The following is a 22,183-nucleotide window of genomic DNA, read 5'->3' as shown; positions in this document are numbered from 1 at the left end:
CGTCGACATGTCGACGAAGTACAAGGAGACCAGCGAGGGCGGCCTCGCGGTCAACGTCATCGAGTGCTGAGTCGCGCCGCCATCTCGGGCGGGGTCGGGCGCCTCAGCGTCGTTCGGCGGGTGACCCGATCACCGTGGGTCGAGTGCTGCCACGTCCGTCACGGGCAGGCGGCACACGAAGTCGTGGCAGAGGTAGGCGGTCGGCAGACCGTCCCGGCTCGTCCGCTCGGCGAAGAGGCCGAAGCCGGCAGCAGCCCAGGCGGCGGCCTCCTGATCCGTGACCACCGTCACCACCGCGTCGCGTCGCGTCCTGACGGCGTCACGCATCGCCCGAGCGGCCGTGACCCGGTCCTCGCTCTCGTCGGTGCGGACGTGATCCGGCGCGACGACGACGAGTTGCGAGGCCGCTTCCCCGAGCGATGCGGCCAGTCCGAGGCTCGCGCCGAACGCGGTCGGTGCCCGCAGCGCCGCCGACGCGGCGAACCGCACGGCGCCCTCGGCGGCCGCCCGGAAGCGCCCGTCCGCCGAGAGCTGGTACAGCAGCAGCGACGCCTGGCCGAGCGCGGAGATCCCCGACGGGTAGGCGCCCTCCGACGGGTCGCCGTCAACGCGGGTGCCGTGAGCGGCCAGCACCGGGTCTCCACCACCCGGCAGGACGAACCCGGCCACAGCGGTCGGCGCACCGGCCCCTGACGCCTCGGCCCCGGAACCCTCGGGGAGGCATCGTTCGACGAGGTCCCTGGCGAGCTCCGCGTAGCGCACCTGACCCGTCGCGAGGCCGAGACGCACCAATCCGGTGGCGAGCATCCCGTAGTCCTCCAGGGCCGCCGCCGCCCCCGAGCGCTGCTCGTCGAGCGAGGCGCGCGCGAGGGTGCCGTCCGGCAGCAGATGGTTCTCGACGACCGCGTCGGCCGCCCACCGGGCGGCCTCGAGCCACTCGGGGCGGTCGAGGACCGTCGACGCCTCGGCCAACGCACCGATGGCGAGTCCGTTCCACCCCGACAGCACCTTGCGGTCGACCGCGGGCGGAACGAGCGTCGCTCGGCCGTGCACGTCGCGCCGGTAATAGCCGCCCTCCGACCGGACGCCGTCGACGACGCTCTCCGAGTCCTGGGCGGACCCGAAGCCACCGCTCGGCTGCTGGAGGGTGTCGATGAGGAAGCCGGCGATCCCGGTCGCGACGGTGGCGGCCCACGGGCTCGGTCGCTCCGCCCAGGCCCGCACGTACGCGGTGAGCAGCAGCGCGTTGTCCGTCAACATGCGTTCGTAGTGCGGCTCGGTCCAGTCGCGGTTGACCGCGTACCGGAAGAACCCGCCTTCGACGGGGTCGCGAAGCGCCGACGCCCCCATGGTCCGGAGCGTGCGCTGCGCGAGGTCGACACCGCGGCGAGCAGCCTCCCCCTCGCGTGGCGTGAGCAGGACGTCGAACACCGGCGCCATCGGGAACTTCGGGGCGGTGCCGAATCCGCCCAGGTCGCGGTCCTCGAGGCCCTCGATGATCGCGACCGCGGCGTCGAGGTCTTCGGGCCCCGGCACGGACGCGTCTTCAGGGGCGGTCATCGCCTCGGCGATCGCGCGGGCGAGGCCGTCGGCGCTGGCGACGACGTCCTCTCGACGCTCCGTCCACGCCACCCGGACCGCCTCGAGCACCTGCGGGAAGGACGGGTGGCCCCGGAGCGGCACCGGCGGAGAATAGGTGCCGGCGTGGAACACATGCCCGCGAGGCGTCACGAAGACGTTCAACGGCCAGCCGAGCTCCCGGGTGAACGCCCCGGCCGCGGCGAGGTAGCTCGCGTCGACGTCGGGATGCTCCTCGCGATCGACCTTGACGGCCACGAAGTCACGGCGGAGCAGCTCCGCGATCCGCTCGTCCGCGAAAGACTCCCGCGCCATGACATGGCACCAGTGACAGGTCGAGTACCCGATCGACACGAGCAGGGGGACGTCACGACGGGCGGCCTCCTCGAAGGCCTCGGGCCCCCAGGGGTACCAGTCGACCGGCTGCTCGGCGTGGGAGCGGAGGTACGGGCTCATCGCCCCGGCGAGCCGGTTCGTCATGTCGGGTCCGTCGCCCGATCCCTATCGACCGAGCGGCAGCTGCTCGCCCGCCGTGATGCGGGACCGGAGCCGGTTGTTCGGGGCGGGCAGCGGGCACACGTAGTGGTCGCTGAACGCACACGGCGGCAGGTAGGCGCGGTTGAAGTCCACGAGGACGTGTCCGTCTGCGGTGGGCGCCGGCATGCTGATGAACCGGAACCGGTAGGTCTCGTCGCCGCTCGTGCCGTCGGAGAACACCGCCCAGAGCCCGTTCGGGCCGCCGGTGACGGTCAAGGACACGGCTTCGTCGCCGAGCGTGAACTCGACCCGGCCCACCGGCGTCTCCGTCGTGACGTGGCCGTCGATGGATTCGGTCTCCACCGTCACCCCGGGCGAGGGGACGAATCGGGCGGGCCTGATCCACGAGACGTCCGGGGCGAAGGCGCTGATCCCGGAGAGCGCGGTGCGCGTCGGAGCCTCGGGATCGAGGACTCGGAGGGCGTAGGCGCCGTCGCGCTCCATGCCGCGCAGGAGGGCGTCGCCGAAGTGCAGTTCCTCACCGTGGACGAGCTCGACGCGGTCGGTCATGATCTGCGCACCGCTCGGTGTCGTGAGGCCCGTGCCGGTGAGCCGTTCGCCCACGATGCCGGTGTCATCGGCACGCCAGGTGCCCGGAGCGCCTTCCAGAGGCGTCGCCTCCTCGGTCAACCAGTGCGTGAAGCGCAGCGCGGCGATCCCGTGCGGCGCGCGCACCGAACGCTCGCGGGCGGTGTGCCAGGCGGTCCAGGACGCGATGAACTCGGCGGGGGTCTCGGAACTCATACCCCGACGGTACCAACTCCAGGCGTCGCACAGCCCCCCTGGACATCCCGCCTCGCCCGGATGCGCTCACCGCGAACAGCGCGATGGCGCCGCCCGGCGGACCGGGCGACGCCATCGAGGTGGTGCCGTACTAGTTGAAGAGCTTCTTGTCCTTGAGCCAGTCGGCAGCGAGGGTCTTCGGTGCCGCCTTCTCGTCGCCCTGGTTGCGGGCGTTGAGCTCGATGAGGTCTTCGGTGGTGAGCTCCGCCGACACGGCGTTGAGCACCTCCTTGACCTTGTCGCTGGCCTTGTCCGAGTTGATCAGCGGGAGGACGTTCTGCGGGAGGATCAGGTTCTCCGGGTCCTCCAGCGTGACGAAGTCGTTCGCGGCGATCGACGGGGTGGTCGTGTAGATGTCGGCCATCTGGACCGTGCCGTCGAGCAGGGCCGCGGTGGTCTGCGCGCCGCCGCCGTCGCTGATCGGCACGAAGGTGAGCTTGTCGGCCGGGACACCGTAGACCTCGGTCAGGCCCTTCGGTCCGTACGGACGCTCGGCGAGCTCAGGAGCCCCACCGATGGCCAGCGGGACGGTGAGGGACGCGAGGTCGGCGAGGCTCGTGACGTTGTTCGCCTCACTGAACTCCTTGGTGACGTTGTAGGAGTCCTTGTCCTCGGCCTTCGACTGGTCGAGCACCTCGTAGCCCTTGGGAGTCGCCTCCTGGAGCGCCGAGTAGACCTCGTCGCTCGACTTGGCCGTCGCCGAGTCGTCGAAGAACTGCAGCAGGTTGCCGCTGTAGTCGGGGACGAGGTCGATGGACCCGTCTTCGAGGGCGGCGATGTAGACGTCGCGGGCGCCGATGTTGAGCGACTCGGCGGTCTTGATGTCGTTCGCCTCGAGCGCCTGGATGTAGATCTGCGCGATGATCTCGGACTCGGGGAACCCGGCGGAACCGACGGTGATGGTGTCCGAAGCGGCGGTCTCGCCGGCGGTCGGATCGCCCGCGGAGCAGGCGCTGAGGGCGAGTGCTGCTGCGGCGGTCGCCGCGATGCCGACGGCGAGGCGTCGACCCTGTCGAATGGTGAACATGAGGTTTCCTATCTGTGATGGACGAGAACGGTGGTGCCGTTGTGCGGGATGGTGCCTCGGGCGATGCTGGCGCCCGAGAGGGTTCGGAGTGCTACTCGATCCGGTGCGCTGCGGTCTGCATCTTTGTCTCCGCCGCTGCGAGCTCGGGGTCCGGTGACGTCGATCGGTCGCCGGCACCTGCGCCGGCACCGCGCGAGCGGGTCTCGTCGACGCGGGCGTGAGTCGCCTGGACACCGCGCGGGACGACCGCTCGCTGGAGGAGCGAGAAGAGGCCCTCCAGCAGCAGGGCGAGAACGATGATGATGATCGATCCGGCGAGCATCTGCGCGTAGTCGCGCACCGGCAGGCCGTCGAGGATGTACCGGCCGAGCCCGGGGCCGTTGGTCAGGAAGGCCACGACCGTCGCGGTCGCGATCGTCTGCAGGACGGCCGAACGGACGCCACCGATCATGAGCGGCAGCGCCAGGGGGATCTCCACCTTGCCGAGGATCTGCCACTCGTTCATGCCGACGGCGCGAGCGGCGTCGACGGTCTGTCGGTCGATCGCCTCGACACCGCCGTACGCGCCGGCGAGGACCGGCGGGACGGCGAGCACGACGAGTGCCGTGATCGCGGGGACGAGGCTCGTGCTCGAGAAGCCCCAGCCGAGCGTGATGAGAGCGAGCAGCGAGAGCAGGCCGAGCGTCGGGAGCGCGCGGAGCGACCCGGTGATGACGACCGCGAGCTCACGCCCCTTGCCCGTGTGCCCGATGAGGAGCCCGAGCGGGATCGCGATGAGGCAGGCGATCAGGACGGTGAGGCCGGTCACGCCGAGGTGCTGGAGCACCCGCACGGGGATGCCGCCAGGACCCTCCCAGTGTTCCGGGTCGAAGATCCACGCGAACGCGGCGAGGAAGTTGATCATGCGACTCCTCCCCCGGTGGTCGCCAACTCGCGGGCCTCGGTGGCGGCGCGACGGCGACGGATCGCCCCCTTCGAGCTGATACGCGTCCAGGGCATGAGCAGGCGCCCCAGGAGGACGAGCAGGACGTCGAACACGATCGCGATGACGACCGTCCCGACGATACCCGTAAGGATCTCGATCGGGAACTGGCGGTTGTAGCCGTCGGTGAACAGGTAGCCGAGGTTCGTGACCCCGATGAGGGCGCCCACGCTCAACAGGCTGATGGTGCTGGCAGAGACCACCCGGATGCCCGCGAGCATGAGCGGGCCGGCGAGCGGGAACTCGACCCGCCAGAAGCGTTGGCCGGTCGAGAACCCGACGGCCTGCGCCGACTGCCGCACGCCGGCGTCGACGGCGTCGAGCGCGTCGGCGATCGTCCGCACGAGGAGCGCCACGGCGTAGATGGTCAGGGCGATGACGACGTTCGCCGGGTCGAGGATCTTCGTCCCGATCAGGGAGGGCATGAGGACGAACAGCGGCAGCGACGGGATCGCGTAGAGGATGCCACTCACCGTGAGCAGGACCCCGCGCGACCACCGGTACCGGTGGGCGAGCCAGCCGAGCGGCAGGGAGATGAGGAACCCGAGGATGATCGGGGGAAGACTCAACTGCACATGGGTGAGCGTGAGCTCCCAGATCATGCTCCAGTTCGCGATGACCCAGTTCATCTGGACGCGCCGCCCTCGGCCGATTCCCTGCCCTGTGGCCCACCGGGATCGCGGCGGTCTCCGAGGACGCCCGCTGGGCGCCCGGACTCGTCGACGACGACGTCCCGTCCGCCCACCCGCTCGACGTGCAGGGTGCGCTGGCCGCGGTCGGCGCCGATGAACTGGGCGACGAAGTCGTTCGCCGGCTCCGCGACGATCTCCGCCGGTGAACCCACCTGGGCGATGTGGCCGCCCTTCTGCAGGATGACGACCTGGTCGCCGAGGAGGAACGCTTCGTCGATGTCGTGGGTGACGAACACGATCGTCTTGGCGATGTCGCGCTGCAGGCGGAGCAGCTCCCGCTGGAGTTCAGCCCGGACGAGCGGGTCGACGGCGCCGAACGGCTCGTCCATCAGGAGGATGTTGGGGTCGATCGCCAGACCTCGCGCGACCCCGACGCGCTGCTGCTGCCCGCCGGACAACTGGCTCGGGTAGCGGTCGGCGAGCGAGCGGTCGAGTCCGACGGTGTCGAGCAGGGTGAGGGCGTCCGCCCGGGCCTGCTTCTTGTTGATGCCGGTGAGCATGGGCACCGTGGCCACATTGTCGATCACGGTGCGGTGCGGGAGCAGGCCGGAGTTCTGCATGACGTACCCGATGCGGCGACGCAGCCGGACGGGGTCGACCGCCGAGACGACCTCGTCGTCGATGACGATGCGGCCCTCGCTCGGATCGACCATGCGGTTGATCATGCGCAAGAGGGTGGTCTTGCCGCAGCCGGAGGATCCGACGAAGACCGTGGTGGACCGCGACGGGATCGTGAGGGAGAAGTCGTCGACCGCGAGGGTGCCGTCGTCGAAGCGCTTGGAGACGTGTTCGAAGGAGATCATGCTGGACCGATGCCTCTTCTCTGCACGGCTGTTCGTGACAGGTCGTCTTCCAAGGGTCGTCGCCGCCGCGGTCGGTGGCTCGCTGAACGTCTCTCGGTCGGTGGTCCGAACCTACCGGAGGGTACCGACATCGCCCACCCCCTCGACACGTGTCGAAATACATGGCATGCGACGGCGCGCACCGGCACCGTCCGGCCGACGGGTCCCTCAGGAGCGGTCGACGCCGAGCGCGGCGAGCGCCGCCGCGACGAGCTGCTGACCATGCTGCTCCTGCTCGATCGCCGACCGGAGGCCAGCGTGGGCGACCGAGAACCCGACGGACCACTCGTCGTGCTCCGCCGGACCGAGCGCGTCCGCTGCGACGACCGCCTCGACCGCCAGGACGTCCGCGAGGAGGGCGGTCGAGCGTTCCAGCAGTCGGAGGGAGGTCCCGGCGAACGAAGCAGGATCGTCCGCGGCCTCATCCGGCACGCCGGTGGCGACGACCGGGGTCGCGAGCACGCGGAGCTCGGCGACGAGGTCCGCCGCCGACTGCCGGAGCCGATGCGGGACGAGCCGGTGCCCGGTTTCGCGGTGGTCGACCTCACCTCCGTCGATGCGTGCGAGCCGTCGCTCGGCGGCAGCGGCGGTGTGCGCGACGGCCGCGCGGAGCCCGTCGAAGGCACGGGCGAGCCGCGCGCCATGCAGCAGACCGCCGCTCCGGAGGACACCCGACGCCTGATCGACGAGCGGATCATCCGAGGCCGTTGCGAGCGTCGCTTCGACGAGCAGGACGGCCGCCGTGACCTCGTCGGCGAGGGCACCGTTGATCTGCGGGGTCGCCCGGAGCCGCAGTCCGTCCGGATCCCGTTCACCGCGCGCACCGTCCGCGCGCACCGGCGTCGCCAACAGCTCGGTGATCCGCTCGGCGCTCGCCCGGGTGCCCGCCGACGGGCTGCCGGCGAGGACGGTCGCGTCGAACGCCGGTCCTCGCTCGCCGAGTCCTGACGGCGCACCGGCCCGCGACGAGAGTGCGCTCGTGGTGTCGGCCAGCCGACTGAGCGCACCGAGCCGGTGGAGCGCGAGTGCGCCGACGCCGAGGGAGTAGGCGTTGTGGTGCACGAACGCGAGCGCCTCGTGCACCGCGAGGCCGAGCGGTGCGAGCCCGACCCGCGACAGGGCGACCCGTGCGGAGAGCCGCTCGCCCGCGAGGACCGCCTCCCCCTGTCCGATCACGAGCGTCGCGACGGGCGCGAGGTGGGTCTGGTCGCCGTCACCGACGGATCCGATGGACGGGATCACCGGGGTCACGCCACGGTTGAGGAGTTCCGCGACGAACACGGCGGTCTCGAGGCGGATCCCGGATGCGCCACGCGTCCATCCGGCGAGCCGGGCGGCGACCACCGCCCGAGCTCGGTCCACGGACAGCGGGAGACCGATGCCGCCACGGCGGTCATGGACGACGCGCTCCTCCACCGCCGACGCGTCGAGCGTCGCGGTGCGCGGGGCCACTCGTCCCGCGCCCGGGCCTCGGGACGGTGGGCCCGGCGCGTCGACTCCGACCGCCGCCGTCTGCCGGTCGACGATGGCCCGCCCCGCACCGATGCGGTCGAGCGCCGCCGTGTCGAGGACCACGATCGCGTCGTCGCGGGACACGGCCACGAGGTCGTCGACCGAGATCGGACCGGTGCCGAACACCACAGGCGCTCCCATCAGCGCGCACCGGTCGGCCGGTCGGCGGCGTTCATCTGGTCTGCGCTGCTGGACACGGGTCGCTCCATCCGCTCGTCGAGGGGCCGTGGACCGGCCGGGATGGACGTCAGCGTACGAGCGCCTGGCGACCGGCGCACGGCGTGTGTCGACGTATGACGGGACGTGGGGACGGCCGGAGCGACGGGGTGCCGGCGGACCTCAGCGGTAGCGGCGGCCCTCGTCGCGGCGGTAGAGGGCGAGGACCACGACGGTGAGGACGAGCGTCCACGCGAGGACCCCGACCCACGACCACCACGGCAACTCGCCGCCCTGGACCGCCCAGACGACGAGCTCCCGGGTCTGGCGGCTCGGAAGGAACATCGACAACCGGTCGAGCCACGGGGCGAAGAGGAACGGCGGGATGAACAGTCCGCCGGCGAAGGCCAACGAGAACATGGCCACCTGCACCACCGCGATCGCGGCCTTGCTGGGGAGGGCGTACCCGATCGCGGTGCCCAGGAGCATGAACGGCATGGCACCCACGATGAGCGCCACGACGCCGCCGAGGAGTCCCAGCGGGGTCGCGGTGGCCGCGGTCAGGAGCGCACCGAGCACGACGACCGGTACGACGGCCGCGAACCCGAGGAGGCCGACCGAGCAGAGGTGCGAGAGGACCCGGGCGACACCCGTCACCGGGAGCGTGCGGAGATACGGATCCCACGCCTGCTCCCTCGCCTGGGCGATGGTCAGCCCGAAGCCGAACAGGGCGTTCGCGAGCACCGCGAAGACGATGAGGGAGATGACCGCCTGGGTCGCGATGCGGGGGTCGCCGGCGACCTGCGCCTGCGGGACGACGAAGAACAACAGCGAGAGCGCCGGGAACACGAGCGAGCCGATCACCGCGATCGGGACGCGCACCGTTTCGAGCAGGGAGTACCGGGCGTGCAGGGTGGTGAGCTGGAGCGTCGTGGCCATCAGGCGGCGCTCCGTCCGACGATCGCCCGGGCGTCCGCGGTGAGGGTCAGGAACGCCTCCTCGAGGGTCGCGCCGCGGACGGCGAGATCGGTGAACGGGACCTGCGACCGGACGAGATCGCGCACGAACGCGTCGGCGTCGCGGACGTCGAGTTCGACGGCGTCCCCGTCCCGGCTCGCCTGGACGACCCCGGCGAGCCGCTCCACCGACGCGGGGTCGGTGCTGCGGAGTCGCACCCGGTGGATGCCGACCAGCCCGAGCACCTCGCGCAGCGGCGCATCGGTGATGACCCGTCCGCCGCCCAGCACCACGACACGCTCGGCGAGTGCCTCGATCTCCTCGAGGTAGTGGCTGGTGAGGACGATCGTCGCACCGAGCTCGCGTTGCCGGCGGATCGCGTCCCAGAGGGTGCGGCGTGCGTCGACGTCGAGGCCCGTCGTCGGCTCGTCGAGGAGCACGAGACGCGGTTTTCCGACGAACGCGAGCGCGACCGCGAGGCGCCGCTGTTGGCCGCCCGAGAGCGAGCCCGTCTGGCGTCGGATGAGCTCGCCGAAACCGAACTGCTCGGCCAGGACGTCCGTCGGCACGCGGTCGGCGAAGTGCCGTCCGACGAAGTCGACGACCTCGCCCACCCGCAGCGTCGGCGGGAGTGCCGTCTCCTGCGGGGTCGATCCGAGCCGGGTGCGGTTGACCGCCTGGGCGGGATCGCCACCGAAGAGGGTCACGGTGCCGCTCGTCGGACGTCGCGTGCCCTGCAGCAGGGAGAGCACGGTGGACTTGCCGGCGCCGTTGGGGCCGAGGAGCCCGACGAGCGAACCCGGCTCGATCCTGAGGTCGACGTCGTCCAAGGCGGTCACGTCGCCGTAGCGTCGCGTCACGCCCTCGAGGGTGGCCAGTGGTGTGGTCGTCATGATGTCCCCGTTCCCGTCGCGCCGCCGAGCATCGCTCGGAGCCCGGTCATGTAGTCCTCGAACGCGCGGCGCCCGAGCGTGGTGAGTTCCAGGTAGGTGACCGGAGTGCGTCCCCGGTGGGTCTTGGTGACGAGGACATAGGCGCCGTCCTCAAGTTTCCGCAGGTGGGTGGACAGGTTTCCGGCGGTCATGTCGAGCATCTCCTGCAGGCGGGGGAACGACATGCTGCTGTCGGCATCGATCGCCGCGAGTGTCGACATGATGCGCAGGCGGGCTTGTGCGTGGATGAGGGGGTCGAGTTCGTCCATCGGTCACACCGCCGATCGGTGGGCACGCCGACGGCGGGTCGCCTCGAGGAAGGTCGCGTACACGAGGAAGCCGCCTCCGCCGGCGATCGCCATGATGAGCGCGTTGCCCGGCGAGCCGAAGAACGGCGCGGCCATGCCGACCACGATGATCCAGATGCCCATGCCGTACATGAGGCGGTCGCGCCACACCGCTCCACCTGCGAGGTACAGCAGCCCGACCACGAGGCTGTAGATGGCCGGGTAGAAGATGGCGGCGAGTGCGGGTGCCATCCCCGCAGCGAACAGGGCGCCGCCGAACACGGCCGCGGCCGTGCACCCGATCGCCCAGGCGATGCCGTACATGGTCCCCTGCACCTGCTGGGCTCCCTGGATACCCCGCGACACGCGGGAGCCGATGATCGACGACGAGACGATGCCGCCCACCATCAGGATCCCGAAAAGCCACCCGGCGACCATCGGCGGCGTGGTGAACCAGGGGTTCTCGTCGCTCGCGGACCAGAGCGCGAGGAACCCGACGGTCCACGCGACACCCCAGATGTACACGATCGCGATGGTGGGCCTCGTGAAGATGTCGTCGACGCGGCTCGCCTGTCGCTCCTGCAGCGCGAGCATAGCGGCCGGGTCGAGCGCGTCCGAACCATCGGTGGGTTCCATCGGTGAAGTCATACCTACTTTGTAACGCAAACCACTCTGCGATGCAACCCTATTTGCAGCACGAGCACCTCTCGACAGGCTCAAGGACCGGCGGGGGTTCAGAACGGTGCGGGGTCCGGCTCGGTGCGGTGGTGTTTGCCGTCGGGTGTCGTCCAATCGAGGACACCGCCCGGCCGGTGCTCGAGGTCCCAGCCGGGAAGGTGCTTCATGCGGTGGTGATGTCGGCACAGGCAGGCGAGGTTCCCGACATCTGTGGTCCCGCCGTCCTGCCAGGCGACGGAATGGTCGAGGTCGCAGGCCATGGCTCGTCTTCCGCAGCCGGGTGCGCGACAGGTGCCGTCTCGGAGGCGCACTGCCCGTTGCAGGTCGGCGGGGACTTGGTACTGGCCGCGACCGACCGAGAGGACGGCGCCGGTTTCCGGCTGGACCAGGATGCGGGTCATACTGGGCGCGTTGACTGCGATGCGGGCGGCGGTCTCGGGGTCGATCGGCCCGTATCCGTCGAGGGTGGCGGGTGCGTCGGAGACACCGGCCATGCTGAGTGCCGGGACGGTGATCTGCACGGTCGGCTTGATGTGTTCCTGCACCTCGATCGGGTGCGGGAGGACGGGGTTCGATGCGACGTCATCCGGGGTGACGCCGGTGAGCGCCAGGGCCGCGAGCGCGTCGGCCTGCAATTGCCCGCAGGTGCGCTGGTCGCCCGCGCGACGCGCTTCGGACGCTGCGCTCTCGAGGCGCTCGACGATGCCCTGCGCGATGGGTGCCGTGGTGAACAGGTGCACCCAGGCCATGCCGTCTGAGGCCGGCTCGAACTCGATGCGGCGGTCAGCTTCGGAACGCAGTGCACGCGCGGTGATGGACTCGGGGTGGAGTCGCTCGCGGAGGTCCTTTGCGCGCTTTTTGAGCCGCGCGGCGGTCAATCGCTCGGCCATCGGGAGCACCTCGGCGAGGAAGGACGCGCGACCGGCGGACGGGACCTCACGCAGTTGGTCGGTGATCGTGCGCGCATGCCGCCCGGAAATCGTGCCCGCTTCGAGCGCCACCAACACAGACGGCGCCTCGTTCACGAGCCGCTCGGCGTCGTCCGTCGCGTGCAGGACTGTCCGCTCGGCCGAACGGGTCGCCATCGCGAGCATCGCGCACGTTGAGCGGCGCGACAGTGCCCGGCGCTCTGCGGGCGGATAGATGGCGGGAACCACCGTGTCTGCGAGGGCGTCGGCGTAGGCCGCCGACCGGGCCAGCAGCCGGGCCTCCTCGGCGTCCAGAGCCGCGCGCCGGCGGTGGATGTCCGCGAACGTGTCCGAGAACTCCGCGAGCTGCGCGGCGTACTCGTCGCCAGCTCGAACTACGGACGTGGTGCTCTCGGCCATGGATCGAGTCCACCACGGACCACTGACATTCCAGATGCCGAGTTCGCGCTGGTGTGGACGTGTCCCGTGAGCACGTCGACAAGCTCAGTGACCGGGTCTGGTCGGAGGGATTCGACCGGGTCGCTGAGCCGCTCGGCCACCGGGAACGGGCCTCACCGTCGCCCAGCCCGATACGATGGAGGGCTGATGTCCGACCTCCGAATCTCCTACCCGCCCGAGCTGCCGGTGAGCGCCGCCCGTGCGGACATCGCGCGCGCCATCTCCGAGAACCAGGTGGTCATCGTGGCGGGGGCCACCGGCTCGGGCAAGACCACGCAGCTGCCGAAGATCTGCCTCGAACTCGGTCGGGAGTCGATCGGGCACACGCAGCCGCGTCGTCTCGCCGCCCGCACCATCGCGGAGCGCATCTCCGAGGAACTCGGCCAGGAGCTCGGTGGCATCGTCGGGTACCAGGTGCGCTTCACCGATCAGGCGTCGAAGGCGACGAAGATCAAGCTGATGACCGACGGCATCCTCCTCAACGAGATCCACCGCGACCGGCTGCTCCGCAAGTACGACACGATCATCATCGACGAGGCGCACGAACGCAGCCTGAACATCGACTTCCTGCTCGGCTACCTCAAGCAGCTGCTCCCCCAGCGCCCCGATCTCAAGGTCATCATCACCTCGGCCACGATCGACCCGGAGAGCTTCTCGCAGCACTTCGACGGCGCCCCCATCGTCGAGGTCTCGGGCCGGACCTACCCCGTCGAGATCCGCTACCGCCCGCTCGTGGCCGACGAACCCTCCGACGACGACGAGGACGCCCCGGAATCGGAATCGGCGGACCGCGACTACCTCGAGGGCATCAACGCGGCCCTCGACGAGCTCGCCCGCGAATCGATGGGCGACGTGCTCGTCTTCCTGTCCGGCGAGACCGAGATCCGCGACGCCGCAGACGCGATCCGCGGCCGGAACCTGCCGGGCACGGAGGTGCTGCCGCTCTACGGGCGCCTGTCCTCGGCCGACCAGCACCGCGTCTTCCAACCATCCTCCGTGCCGGGCCTCCGCCGCCGCATCATCCTCGCGACCAACGTCGCTGAGACGAGCCTCACCGTCCCCGGCATCAAGTACGTGATCGACGCCGGCACGGCCCGCATCTCCCGCTACAGCGTCCGTTCGAAGGTGCAGCGACTCCCGATCGAGGCGATCTCGCAGGCATCGGCGAACCAGCGCTCCGGGCGCTCCGGCCGCACGAGCGACGGCATCGCGATCCGCCTGTACTCCGAGGAGGACTTCGCGAAGCGACCGGAGTTCACCGAGCCCGAGATCCTCCGCACCAACCTCGCCGCGGTCATCCTCCAGATGATCTCCCTCGGCCTGGGCGACATCGCTGCATTCCCGTTCCTGCAGCCGCCGGACGCCCGCGGCATCAAGGACGGCGTCGACCTCCTGGCGGAACTCGGCGCGATCGAGACCCGGACCTTCGCCGACGGCTCAGCTCGCGGCGGCGGCCCCCGCCTCACCCGGGTGGGACGCGACCTCAGCCGCCTCCCCATCGACCCGCGGTTCGCCCGGATGGTCGTCGAGTCGAAACGCCACGGCGTCTCCCGCGAGGTGCTGGCGATCGTCGCCGCCCTCACCATCCAGGATCCCCGCGAGCGCCCACTCGAACACCGCCAGAAGGCCGACGAGTTGCATCGCCGGTTCGTCGACCCGACGAGCGACTTCCTCGCGCTGCTCAACCTCTGGAACTACCTCGAGGAGCAGCAGGACGAACTCTCGTCGAGCGCGTTCCGCCGGCTCTGCAAGAACGAGTTCCTGAACTACCTGCGCGTCCGCGAGTGGCATGACGTCTACCGCCAGCTCCGGCAGCTCGCGAAACCGCTCGGCCTGACCATCGGCGAGGCGTCCGTCAACCCCGACGGCATCCACAAGTCGCTGCTCGCCGGCCTCCTCTCCCACATCGGGTTGAAGGACCAGACCGTCGCGCCCGTCGTGAAGGGTCGTGGGGCGCCGCCGGCGACGAAGACCGCCAAGAAGGGCGACTACATCGGCGCCCGCCAGACGCGGTTCGTCCTGTTCCCGGGCTCCGCGCTCGCCAAGAAGCAGCCGAACGCCGTCATGAGCGCCGAGTTGGTCGAGACGAGTCGGCTCTTCGCCCGCACCAACGCCTCGATCGACCCGGCCTGGGCCGAGCAGATCGCCGGCGACCTCTGCAAGCGCTCCTACAGCGAACCGCACTGGGAGAAGAACCAGGGTTCCGCCGTCGCCTTCGAGAAGGTGACGCTGTTCGGCGTGCCCATCGTGCCTCGGCGTCGGGTGCAGTTCGGGCGCATCGACCAGGAGCAGGCGCGCGAGCTCTTCCTGCGCCACGCCCTCGTCGACGGCGAGTGGACGCACGACATCGGCCGCGACAAGCTGTTCGACTTCCACCGGGCGAACCGCCGACTGCGCAAGGAGCTCAGCGAGCTCGAGGAACGGACCCGCCGCCGCGACATCCTGTTCGACGACGAGGCCGTGTTCGACTTCTACGACGCCCGGGTGCCGGCGGACGTCTCGACCACGCGCGGCTTCGAGTCGTGGTGGCGCAAGACCCGCACGGAGCAACCCGAACTGTTGACCATGCGTCAGGAGGACCTCCTCCCCGAGGACGCCCCAGCCGTGGACGAGGACCGCTTCCCCGCCGAATGGGTGCAGGCCGACCAGCGACTGAAGCTCAGCTACCGCTTCGAGCCGGGTAGCGACGACGACGGCGTCACCGTCATCGTGCCCCTCGCCCTCCTCGACCGGCTCTCGCCCGCCGGGTTCGACTGGCAGGTCCCCGGACTCCGGCGCGACCTCATCACCGCGATGATCAAGGCCCTCCCGAAGGCGCTACGCCGCAACATCGTCCCGGCGGCCGACTGGGCGACGAAGCTCATCGCCGAGCTCCCGGCCGACGTCCCCGCGGTCTCGGCCGACCGTCCCTCCGCCGAGGACTCCTTCGCCACCCGGCTCGCGAACGCCATCAAGCGACTGTCGTACATGGACATCTCCGCTTCGGACTTCGAGATGGAACGTGTCCCGGAGCACCTGCTCGTGACCTTCCGGGTCATCGACGAACGCGGGCGCGCACTCGCCCGCGGCAAGGACCTCGTCGAACTGCAGCACCGGTTGAAGCAGCGCACGCGCGCGAGCGTCGCGAAGGTCGCCGCCGCCCGGGTCCCGAACGCGATCGAGCGCTCCGGGTTCACCCGATGGGACTTCGACGACCTGCCGCGATTCATCGACATCAGGCAGGAGGACGGCGTCATCCGGGGCTACCCCGCGATCGTCGACGACGGCACGAGCGTCTCCATCCGGATCATGAGCACGGAGGCCGACCAGGCACGCGCCATGCCGTCCGGTGTCCGCCGGCTGCTGCTGCTCGCGATCCCCTCACCGACCGCCTACGTGCAGCAGCACCTCAAGCCGAACGAGAAGCTCGCCCTCGCGACGAGTCCGTACCGTTCGACCCCCGCGCTTTTCGAGGACTGTCTCGCCGCCTGTATCGACGACGTCCTGTACCGGGTTGTGCCGGACGGCCAGGTGTTCTCGAAACTGCAGTACGAGACGCTCCGCGACCGCGTGTCGGCGTCGGTGATGGACCGGATGTTCCAGACCGTCGCGATCGTCGCCCGCATCCTGCAGGCCGCGCGCGACACCGAGAAGGCGATGAAGGCGGCGACGAGCATGACCCTGCTCGCCGCCCTCACCGACATGCGCGGGCAGCTCGACGGTCTGGTGTTCCCGGGCTTCGTCTCCCGGACGGGGTCCGCTCGACTCGAGCACCTGCCGCGCTATCTCGCCGGCATCCGCTATCGCGCCGAGCGCCTGACGGACAATCCGAACCGCGACCGCGTCTGGATGACCGAGGCCCAGACGGCGCTCGCCCGGTTCGAGGCGGCCGGCGGCACGATCCCCCTGCCCGCCGAGGCGCCTGAGCACCTCGTGAAGGCGCGGTGGATGCTCGAGGAGCTGCGGATCAGCCTGTTCGCCCAGCAGTTGGGCACGGCCGAGTCGGTGTCGCTGCAGCGCCTGCAGAAGGTCCTCGCGGGCTAGCGTGCCCGCGGCACGCGCTCAGGCGTCGGGGCCCGTCGCCACCGGACGTTCGGGGTGGTTGGCCCACTCGCTCCAGGACCCCGGGTAGAGGACCGGTTCGAAGCCGGCGAGCGTGAGGGCGACGGCGTTGTGCGCTGCCGTCACGCCGCTCCCGCAGTACGTGGCCACCGCCGCACCCTCCGTCACGCCCGCAGCGAGGAACTGGTCGCGGAGCACCTCCGGCGACAGGAACCGTCCGTCCTCGTCGACGTTGGCCGTCGTCGGCGTGTTGATCGCGCCGGGGATGTGGCCGGCACGCGGATCCACCGGTTCGACCTCCCCGCGGTACCGCTCGCCGGCGCGGGCATCGAGCAGCACGCCGCCGTCGCGCGTCCACGTGGCAGCGGCATCGATGTCGATGCTCGGGAGGCCATCCGGCGTCAGCGTCACCGTGCCCGGCTCCGGCACGACCTCGCCGCGTTCGACGGGCAGTCCGGCGTCCGTCCAGGCCCGGAACGCCCCGTCGAGGATCCGGACATCGGCGACACCGGCGTTCCGCAGCACCCACCAGGCTCGCGCGGCCGACAGGCTCTTCAGGTCGTCGTAGACCACGACGACTTCGCCGTCGTCGATCCCCCACGACCGTGCGGCGGCCTGGAGCGCTTCGAGAGCGGGCAGCGGGTGACGGCCATCGACCGGCTGCTGTCCGGTGGGCACGTGGTCCGCCAGCTCGTGGTCGAGGTCCACGTAGACCGCGCCGGGGAGGTGTCCCTCGAGGTAGGCGGGCCGTCCGTCCGGAGCGTCGAGTCGCCACCGCACGTCGAGGACACGCACCGGCGTCTCCGAGGCGATGAGGGCTGCGAGGTCGTCCGGCGCGATGAGGAGGGGCATGCCCTCCAGCGTACGCAGCCGGAGTGGCGGCGTCCGCTGCGGACCCGTCCGTCCGCCGTCACACCGGGTAACAGAGTTGCAGTGGCTCCCGGATGCGCGAAACGTAGCCTGTGCAGCGTCCGCGGAATCGGACGCCGCACCAGCCGTCCACAGCCGTTCGAAGGATCCCCCGTGAGCTCAGTCCACCCGGCAGCCGCCTCCGTGACCGCCTTGCCGTCCCCCGTCGACGGCGGTGAGGTCGCCCCCGGTTTCGCGTCCCTCTCCCCCGACGACTTCAAGGCCGCCTTCAGACAGCACCCGGCCGGGGTGTCCGTCATCACGGCGGACGACGGTTCCGGACCCGTGGGCCTCACGGCCACCTCGGTCTTCTCGGTGAGCGCGGAGCCACCCCTCCTCGTGTTCTCGGTCTCGTCGCTGTCGTCGAGCGCACCGACCATCACCGCCTCCGACACGGTCGTCGTCCACCTGCTGGGCTCCGAGCAGCTCCACATCGCGAAGCTGTGCGCCACGAGCGGGATCGACCGGTTCGCCGACACCTCCATCTGGGACCGCCTCCCGACGGGTGAGCCGTACTTCACGGGCAACGGGGTGTGGATCCGCGGGCGCATCGTGAACCGCATGGAGGCGGGGACGTCCACGGTCATCGCGGTGCACGCCCTCGAGTCGAGCGTCTCGCAGACGCAGGCGGAGACGCAGACGCCGGCGGACCCGGCCCGGACCGAGTCGGCCGCGGCGGCTCCAGCCCCGGCCACGCCGGCGTTCAGCCCCAGCTTCGACGGAGCGCCACTCGTGTACCACAACCGTACCTGGCACCGTCTCGACGCGAACTCGCAGATCGACGGCTGAGGTTCGGCGGCTGAGCATCTGTGCAGGCCGAACCGGCGTCGTGCCCGTGATCTGCGGATAGCGTGGTGACATCACCATCGTCGAGAGGACCCCGCATGGCTGGATCGAAAGCCCGTACCGCCGCCCGTCTGCTGCTCGGAGGCGCCCTCGTCTTCGCCGGCATCAGCCACCTGACCTTCGCCCGCAAGGACTTCCAGGCGCAGGTGCCGGAATGGGTGCCGGTCGACGAGGACACCACGGTGCTGGCATCGGGCGTCGTCGAGATCGCCCTGGGTGCAGCCCTGGCCTCAGGCGTCAAGCGGAACCTGGTGGGCAACGTGGCCGCGGCGTTCTTCACCGCGATCTTCCCCGGCAACCTGTCGCAGTGGATCAACCGCCGCGACGCGTTCGGCCTCGACACCGACAGCCGCCGGTTCACCCGCCTCTTCTTCCAGCCGGTGCTCATCGCCTGGGCACTCTGGTCCACCCGCCGCTGAGCTCGTGAACGGCGCATCCGACGCCGCCGGGCATCGGATGTCCCGATCCACCGGCGAGTCGACGATTCCTCCCGTCACGGCAGGTATGGTCGACAACACCGCACACCCAGGGAGAACGATGCTCACGACCGAAGCGACCATGGACGAGCTGCTCGTCGCCGAACCCGTCGACGCTCCGAGCGCCGGACGGAACGGCGTCGTCAGCCTGGTGTCGCTCGCCGTCATCATCACGATCGTCGTGACGGCCGTCGCCGTCCTCTTCTTCCCGGTCGTCCAGGGCGTGACGGCGTTCTTCTACTTCTTCCTCGCCGCGGCCGGCGGCATGGGCGGCGCGCTCGGCGGCTGACGCCGAACGATCGACCCCGGAAACGACCGAGGGCCGGATGGAATCATGGATTCCATCCGGCCCTCGTGCATGCAGCGCGGGTGCGCGGTGACTAGAAGTCCCAGTCCTCGTCTTCCGTGACCACGGCCTTGCCGATCACGTAGGAGGAGCCGGAGCCCGAGAAGAAGTCGTGGTTCTCGTCGGCGTTCGGCGAGAGCGCCGACAGGATCGCCGGGTTCACGTCGGTGACCGTCTTCGGGAACATGGCCTCGTAGCCGAGGTTCATGAGCGCCTTGTTGGCGTTGTAGTGCAGGAACTTCTTGACGTCCTCGGTCAGGCCGACCTCGTCGTAGAGGTCCTGCGTGTACTGCACCTCGTTGTCGTAGAGCTCGTAGAGCAACGAGAAGGTGTAGTCCTTGACGTCGTCGCGCTCGGCCTGCGTCAGCTTCTCGAGGCCCTTCTGGAACTTGTAACCGATGTAGTACCCGTGCACGGCCTCGTCGCGGATGATGAGGCGGATCATGTCGGCCGTGTTGGTGAGCTTCGCGCGGCTGGACCAGTGCATGGGCAGGTAGAAGCCGGAGTAGAACAGGAAGGACTCGAGGAGCGTCGAGGCGGCCTTCCGCTTCAGCGGGTCGTCACCGTGGTAGCGGTCGAGGACGATGGACGCCTTCTTCTGCAGGTTCGGGTTCTCGACCGACCAGCGGAACGCCTCGTCGATCTCCTTCGTGCTGCTGAGCGTGGAGAAGATCGAGGAGTAGCTCTTGGCGTGCACCGACTCCATGAACGCGATGTTCGTGTAGACGGCCTCCTCGTGCGGGGTGATCGCGTCGGGGATGAGCGCGACGGCACCGACGGTGCCCTGGATCGTGTCGAGCAGGGTGAGGCCCGTGAACACCCGCATGGTGAGCTGCTGCTCCTGCGGCGTCAGGGTGTTCCACGACTGGACGTCGTTCGACAGCGGGATCTTCTCGGGCAGCCAGAAGTTGTTGACGAGGCGGTTCCAGACCTCGACGTCCTTCTCGTCCTCGATCTTGTTCCAGTTGATCGCCTGGACGCGGTCGACCAGCTTGAGCTTCTCTGACATGAATTGGTGTCCTCTATGGGGAAGTGGGGTCGGCCCGTCGACGAGCTCAGGGACCGGGGTGACGCGGGTGGCCCGCCGACAGGCTCAGGGACCATTCGGTTCCTGAGCCTGTCGAAGGGGTTAGAGCATGCAGCTGACGCAGCCGTCGACTTCCGTGCCCTCGAGCGCGAGCTGGCGGAGACGGATGTAGTAGATGGTCTTGATGCCCTTCTTCCACGCGTAGATCTGCGCCTTGTTGATGTCGCGCGTGGTGGCGGTGTCCTTGAAGAACAGGGTCAGCGAGAGTCCCTGGTCGACGTGCTGCGTCGCCGCGGCGTAGGTGTCGATGATCTTCTCGGCGCCGATCTCGTAGGCGTCCTCGTAGTACTCCAGGTTGTCGTTCGTCATGAACGGCGCCGGGTAGTACACGCGACCGAGCTTGCCTTCCTTGCGGATCTCGATCTTCGACGCGATCGGGTGGATCGACGACGTGGAGTTGTTGATGTACGAGATCGAACCGGTCGGCGGCACGGCCTGGAGGTTCTGGTTGTAGATGCCGTACTCCTGGATAGACGCCTTGAGGGCGACCCAGTCGGCCTGCGTCGGGATCTGCACGCCGGCCTGCTCGAACAGCTCGCGGGCACGGGCCGTCTCCGGCTCCCAGACCTGGTCGGTGTACTTGTCGAAGAACTCACCGGACGCGTACTTCGAGTCGGCGAAGCCGTCGAAGGTCTCGCCGCGCTCCTTCGCGATGAGGTTCGAGGCGCGCAGCGCGTGGAACACCACCGTGTAGAAGTACATGTTCGTGAAGTCGATGCCCTCGGCGCTGCCGTAGTGCACCCGCTCACGGGCGAGGTAGCCGTGCAGGTTCATCTGGCCGAGGCCGATGGCGTGCGACTTGTCGTTGCCGTCCTCGATCGAGCGCACCGAGGTGATGTGGCTCTGGTCGGACACCGAGGTGAGGCCGCGGATGGCGGTCTCGACGGTGCGACCGAAGTCGGGCGAGTCCATCGTCAGCGCGATGTTCAGCGATCCGAGGTTGCAGGAGATGTCCTTGCCGATCTCCTTGTAGGAGAGGTCCTCGTTGTACGTGGTCGGCGTGTTGACCTGCAGGATCTCCGAGCAGAGGTTCGACATGTTGATGCGGCCCTTGATGGGGTTCGCCTCGTTGACGGTGTCCTCGAACACGATGTACGGGTAGCCGGACTCGAACTGGATCTCCGCGATGGTCTGGAAGAACTCGCGGGCGTTGATCTTCGTCTTCTTGATGCGCGAGTCGTCGACCATCTCGTGGTACTTCTCGCTCACCGAGATGTCGCCGAAGGGCACACCGTAGACGCGCTCGACGTCGTACGGGGAGAACAGGTACATGTCCTCACCCTTCTTCGCGAGCTCGAAGGTGATGTCGGGGACGACGACGCCGAGGGACAGCGTCTTGATCCGGATCTTCTCGTCGGCGTTCTCACGCTTGGTGTCGAGGAAGCGCAGGATGTCGGGGTGGTGCGCGTTCAGGTACACGGCACCGGCGCCCTGGCGGGCACCGAGCTGGTTCGCGTAGCTGAAGGAGTCCTCGAGGAGCTTCATCACGGGGATGATGCCGCTCGACTGGTTCTCGATCTGCTTGATCGGAGCACCGGACTCGCGGATGTTGGACAGCGACAGTGCGACGCCGCCGCCGCGCTTCGAGAGCTGCAGCGCGGAGTTGATGCCGCGGGCGATCGACTCCATGTTGTCCTCGATGCGGAGGAGGAAGCAGGAGACGAGCTCGCCGCGCTGCGCCTTGCCCGAGTTGAGGAAGGTCGGCGTCGCCGGCTGGAAGCGTCCGGCGATGATCTCCTCGACGAGCGCGATCGCGAGCTGCTGGTCGCCGTCGGCGAGGCCGAGGGCGGTCATGACGACGCGGTCCTCGAAGCGCTCGAGGTAGCGCTTGCCGTCGAACGTCTTCAGCGTGTACGAGGTGTAGTACTTGAACGCACCGAGGAAGGTCTGGAAGCGGAACTTCTTCGAGTAGGCCAGGTCGTTGAGGTCCTGGATGAAGTCGAACGGGTACTTGTCGAGCACGGCCTGCTCGTAGTACTCCTTCTCGACCAGGTAGTCGAGCCGCTCCTTCAGGGAGTGGAAGAACACCGTGTTCTGGTTGACGTGCTGGAGGAAGTACTCCCGCGCGGCCTCACGGTCCTTGTCGAACTGGATCTCGCCGTTCGGGCCGTAGAGGTTGAGCATCGCGTTGAGCGAGTGGTAGTCCAT

General features: G+C 69.4%; 19 protein-coding genes. 4 read left to right on the top strand and 15 right to left on the bottom strand.

All coding sequences use genetic code 11. The annotated features are described in order from the left end of the window. Positions 1–129: 129 nt before the first annotated feature. The 12 genes from QRN26_RS12145 to QRN26_RS12090 all read right to left on the bottom strand — a co-directional run bounded on the left by QRN26_RS12145 (position 130) and on the right by QRN26_RS12090 (position 12,291). Positions 130–2,058, bottom strand: a complete 1,929-nt coding sequence (locus QRN26_RS12145; RefSeq protein WP_285037032.1) for a thioredoxin domain-containing protein — start codon at positions 2,056–2,058, stop codon at positions 130–132. A 21-nt stretch (positions 2,059–2,079) separates the two neighbouring features. Further along, positions 2,080–2,859, bottom strand: coding sequence for a DUF1684 domain-containing protein (locus tag QRN26_RS12140; protein WP_056778486.1), 780 nt, complete (start codon positions 2,857–2,859; stop codon positions 2,080–2,082). Positions 2,860–2,989: 130 nt separating this feature from the next. Next, a complete protein-coding gene (locus tag QRN26_RS12135; protein WP_056007572.1) occupies positions 2,990–3,925 on the bottom strand; it encodes an ABC transporter substrate-binding protein in 936 nt (311 codons plus the stop codon). 91 nt (positions 3,926–4,016) lie between these two features. Further along, on the bottom strand, positions 4,017–4,829 hold the full coding sequence (locus tag QRN26_RS12130; protein ID WP_082455878.1) for an ABC transporter permease: 813 nt from the start codon (positions 4,827–4,829) through the stop codon (positions 4,017–4,019). After that, positions 4,826–5,536 carry an ABC transporter permease gene (locus QRN26_RS12125; protein ID WP_056778490.1) on the bottom strand — a complete coding sequence of 237 codons (711 nt, stop codon included), beginning with the start codon at positions 5,534–5,536 and terminating at the stop codon, positions 4,826–4,828. The genes QRN26_RS12130 and QRN26_RS12125 overlap by 4 nt, the downstream gene beginning before the upstream one ends. Next, complete coding sequence (locus tag QRN26_RS12120; RefSeq protein WP_056007581.1) at positions 5,533–6,402, bottom strand: ABC transporter ATP-binding protein; 870 nt, start codon at positions 6,400–6,402, stop codon at positions 5,533–5,535. The genes QRN26_RS12125 and QRN26_RS12120 overlap by 4 nt, the downstream gene beginning before the upstream one ends. Before the next feature lie 207 nt (positions 6,403–6,609). Next, positions 6,610–8,094, bottom strand: coding sequence for an aromatic amino acid lyase (locus QRN26_RS12115; RefSeq protein WP_285037026.1), 1,485 nt, complete (start codon positions 8,092–8,094; stop codon positions 6,610–6,612). Between the two features lie 198 nt (positions 8,095–8,292). Further along, positions 8,293–9,048, bottom strand: a complete 756-nt coding sequence (locus tag QRN26_RS12110; RefSeq protein ID WP_056778494.1) for an ABC transporter permease — start codon at positions 9,046–9,048, stop codon at positions 8,293–8,295. Next, positions 9,048–9,959 (bottom strand): ABC transporter ATP-binding protein, encoded by a 912-nt coding sequence (locus QRN26_RS12105; RefSeq protein WP_285037025.1) that lies wholly within the window; start codon positions 9,957–9,959, stop codon positions 9,048–9,050. The genes QRN26_RS12110 and QRN26_RS12105 overlap by 1 nt, the downstream gene beginning before the upstream one ends. Then, the gene (locus tag QRN26_RS12100; RefSeq protein ID WP_056007592.1) at positions 9,956–10,267 is read right to left on the bottom strand and encodes a transcriptional regulator; all 312 of its coding nucleotides are present in this window, start codon (positions 10,265–10,267) and stop codon (positions 9,956–9,958) included. The genes QRN26_RS12105 and QRN26_RS12100 overlap by 4 nt, the downstream gene beginning before the upstream one ends. 3 nt (positions 10,268–10,270) lie before the next feature. After that, entirely contained in the window at positions 10,271–10,933 is a 663-nt protein-coding gene (locus tag QRN26_RS12095; protein WP_285037023.1) for a hypothetical protein, read from the bottom strand. An 86-nt stretch (positions 10,934–11,019) separates the two neighbouring features. Then, positions 11,020–12,291 (bottom strand): HNH endonuclease signature motif containing protein, encoded by a 1,272-nt coding sequence (locus QRN26_RS12090; RefSeq protein ID WP_285037022.1) that lies wholly within the window; start codon positions 12,289–12,291, stop codon positions 11,020–11,022. A gap of 186 nt (positions 12,292–12,477) precedes the next feature. Between QRN26_RS12090 and hrpA the strand changes: the two genes are divergently transcribed. Continuing rightward, on the top strand, positions 12,478–16,353 hold the full coding sequence (hrpA, locus tag QRN26_RS12085; RefSeq protein ID WP_285037021.1) for an ATP-dependent RNA helicase HrpA: 3,876 nt from the start codon (positions 12,478–12,480) through the stop codon (positions 16,351–16,353). A gap of 18 nt (positions 16,354–16,371) precedes the next feature. Here the strand turns inward: hrpA and QRN26_RS12080 are convergent, their stop codons facing one another. Next, the gene (locus QRN26_RS12080) at positions 16,372–17,223 is read right to left on the bottom strand and encodes a sulfurtransferase (RefSeq protein ID WP_285037019.1); all 852 of its coding nucleotides are present in this window, start codon (positions 17,221–17,223) and stop codon (positions 16,372–16,374) included. Between the two features lie 210 nt (positions 17,224–17,433). Between QRN26_RS12080 and QRN26_RS12075 the strand changes: the two genes are divergently transcribed. The 3 genes from QRN26_RS12075 (at position 17,434) to QRN26_RS12065 (ending at position 18,891) form a co-directional block, all read left to right on the top strand. Continuing rightward, positions 17,434–18,069: a flavin reductase family protein gene (locus tag QRN26_RS12075; protein WP_502927479.1), complete on the top strand. Its 636-nt coding sequence runs from the start codon at positions 17,434–17,436 to the stop codon at positions 18,067–18,069. Positions 18,070–18,164: 95 nt separating this feature from the next. Beyond that, on the top strand, positions 18,165–18,545 hold the full coding sequence (locus QRN26_RS12070; RefSeq protein ID WP_285037017.1) for a DoxX family protein: 381 nt from the start codon (positions 18,165–18,167) through the stop codon (positions 18,543–18,545). Positions 18,546–18,663: 118 nt separating this feature from the next. Continuing rightward, positions 18,664–18,891: a hypothetical protein gene (locus QRN26_RS12065; protein ID WP_157579816.1), complete on the top strand. Its 228-nt coding sequence runs from the start codon at positions 18,664–18,666 to the stop codon at positions 18,889–18,891. 91 nt (positions 18,892–18,982) lie between these two features. Here the strand turns inward: QRN26_RS12065 and nrdF are convergent, their stop codons facing one another. Continuing rightward, complete coding sequence (gene nrdF / locus QRN26_RS12060) at positions 18,983–19,957, bottom strand: class 1b ribonucleoside-diphosphate reductase subunit beta (protein WP_056007612.1); 975 nt, start codon at positions 19,955–19,957, stop codon at positions 18,983–18,985. A gap of 120 nt (positions 19,958–20,077) precedes the next feature. After that, positions 20,078–22,183 carry a class 1b ribonucleoside-diphosphate reductase subunit alpha gene (gene nrdE / locus QRN26_RS12055; RefSeq protein ID WP_056011398.1) on the bottom strand — a complete coding sequence of 702 codons (2,106 nt, stop codon included), beginning with the start codon at positions 22,181–22,183 and terminating at the stop codon, positions 20,078–20,080.

Source organism: Plantibacter sp. ME-Dv--P-095 (genome assembly GCF_030209365.1).
GTDB lineage: Bacteria > Actinomycetota > Actinomycetes > Actinomycetales > Microbacteriaceae > Plantibacter.
Note: the sequence above shows the minus strand (reverse complement) of the source record. Positions and strands in the feature narration are given on the sequence as shown.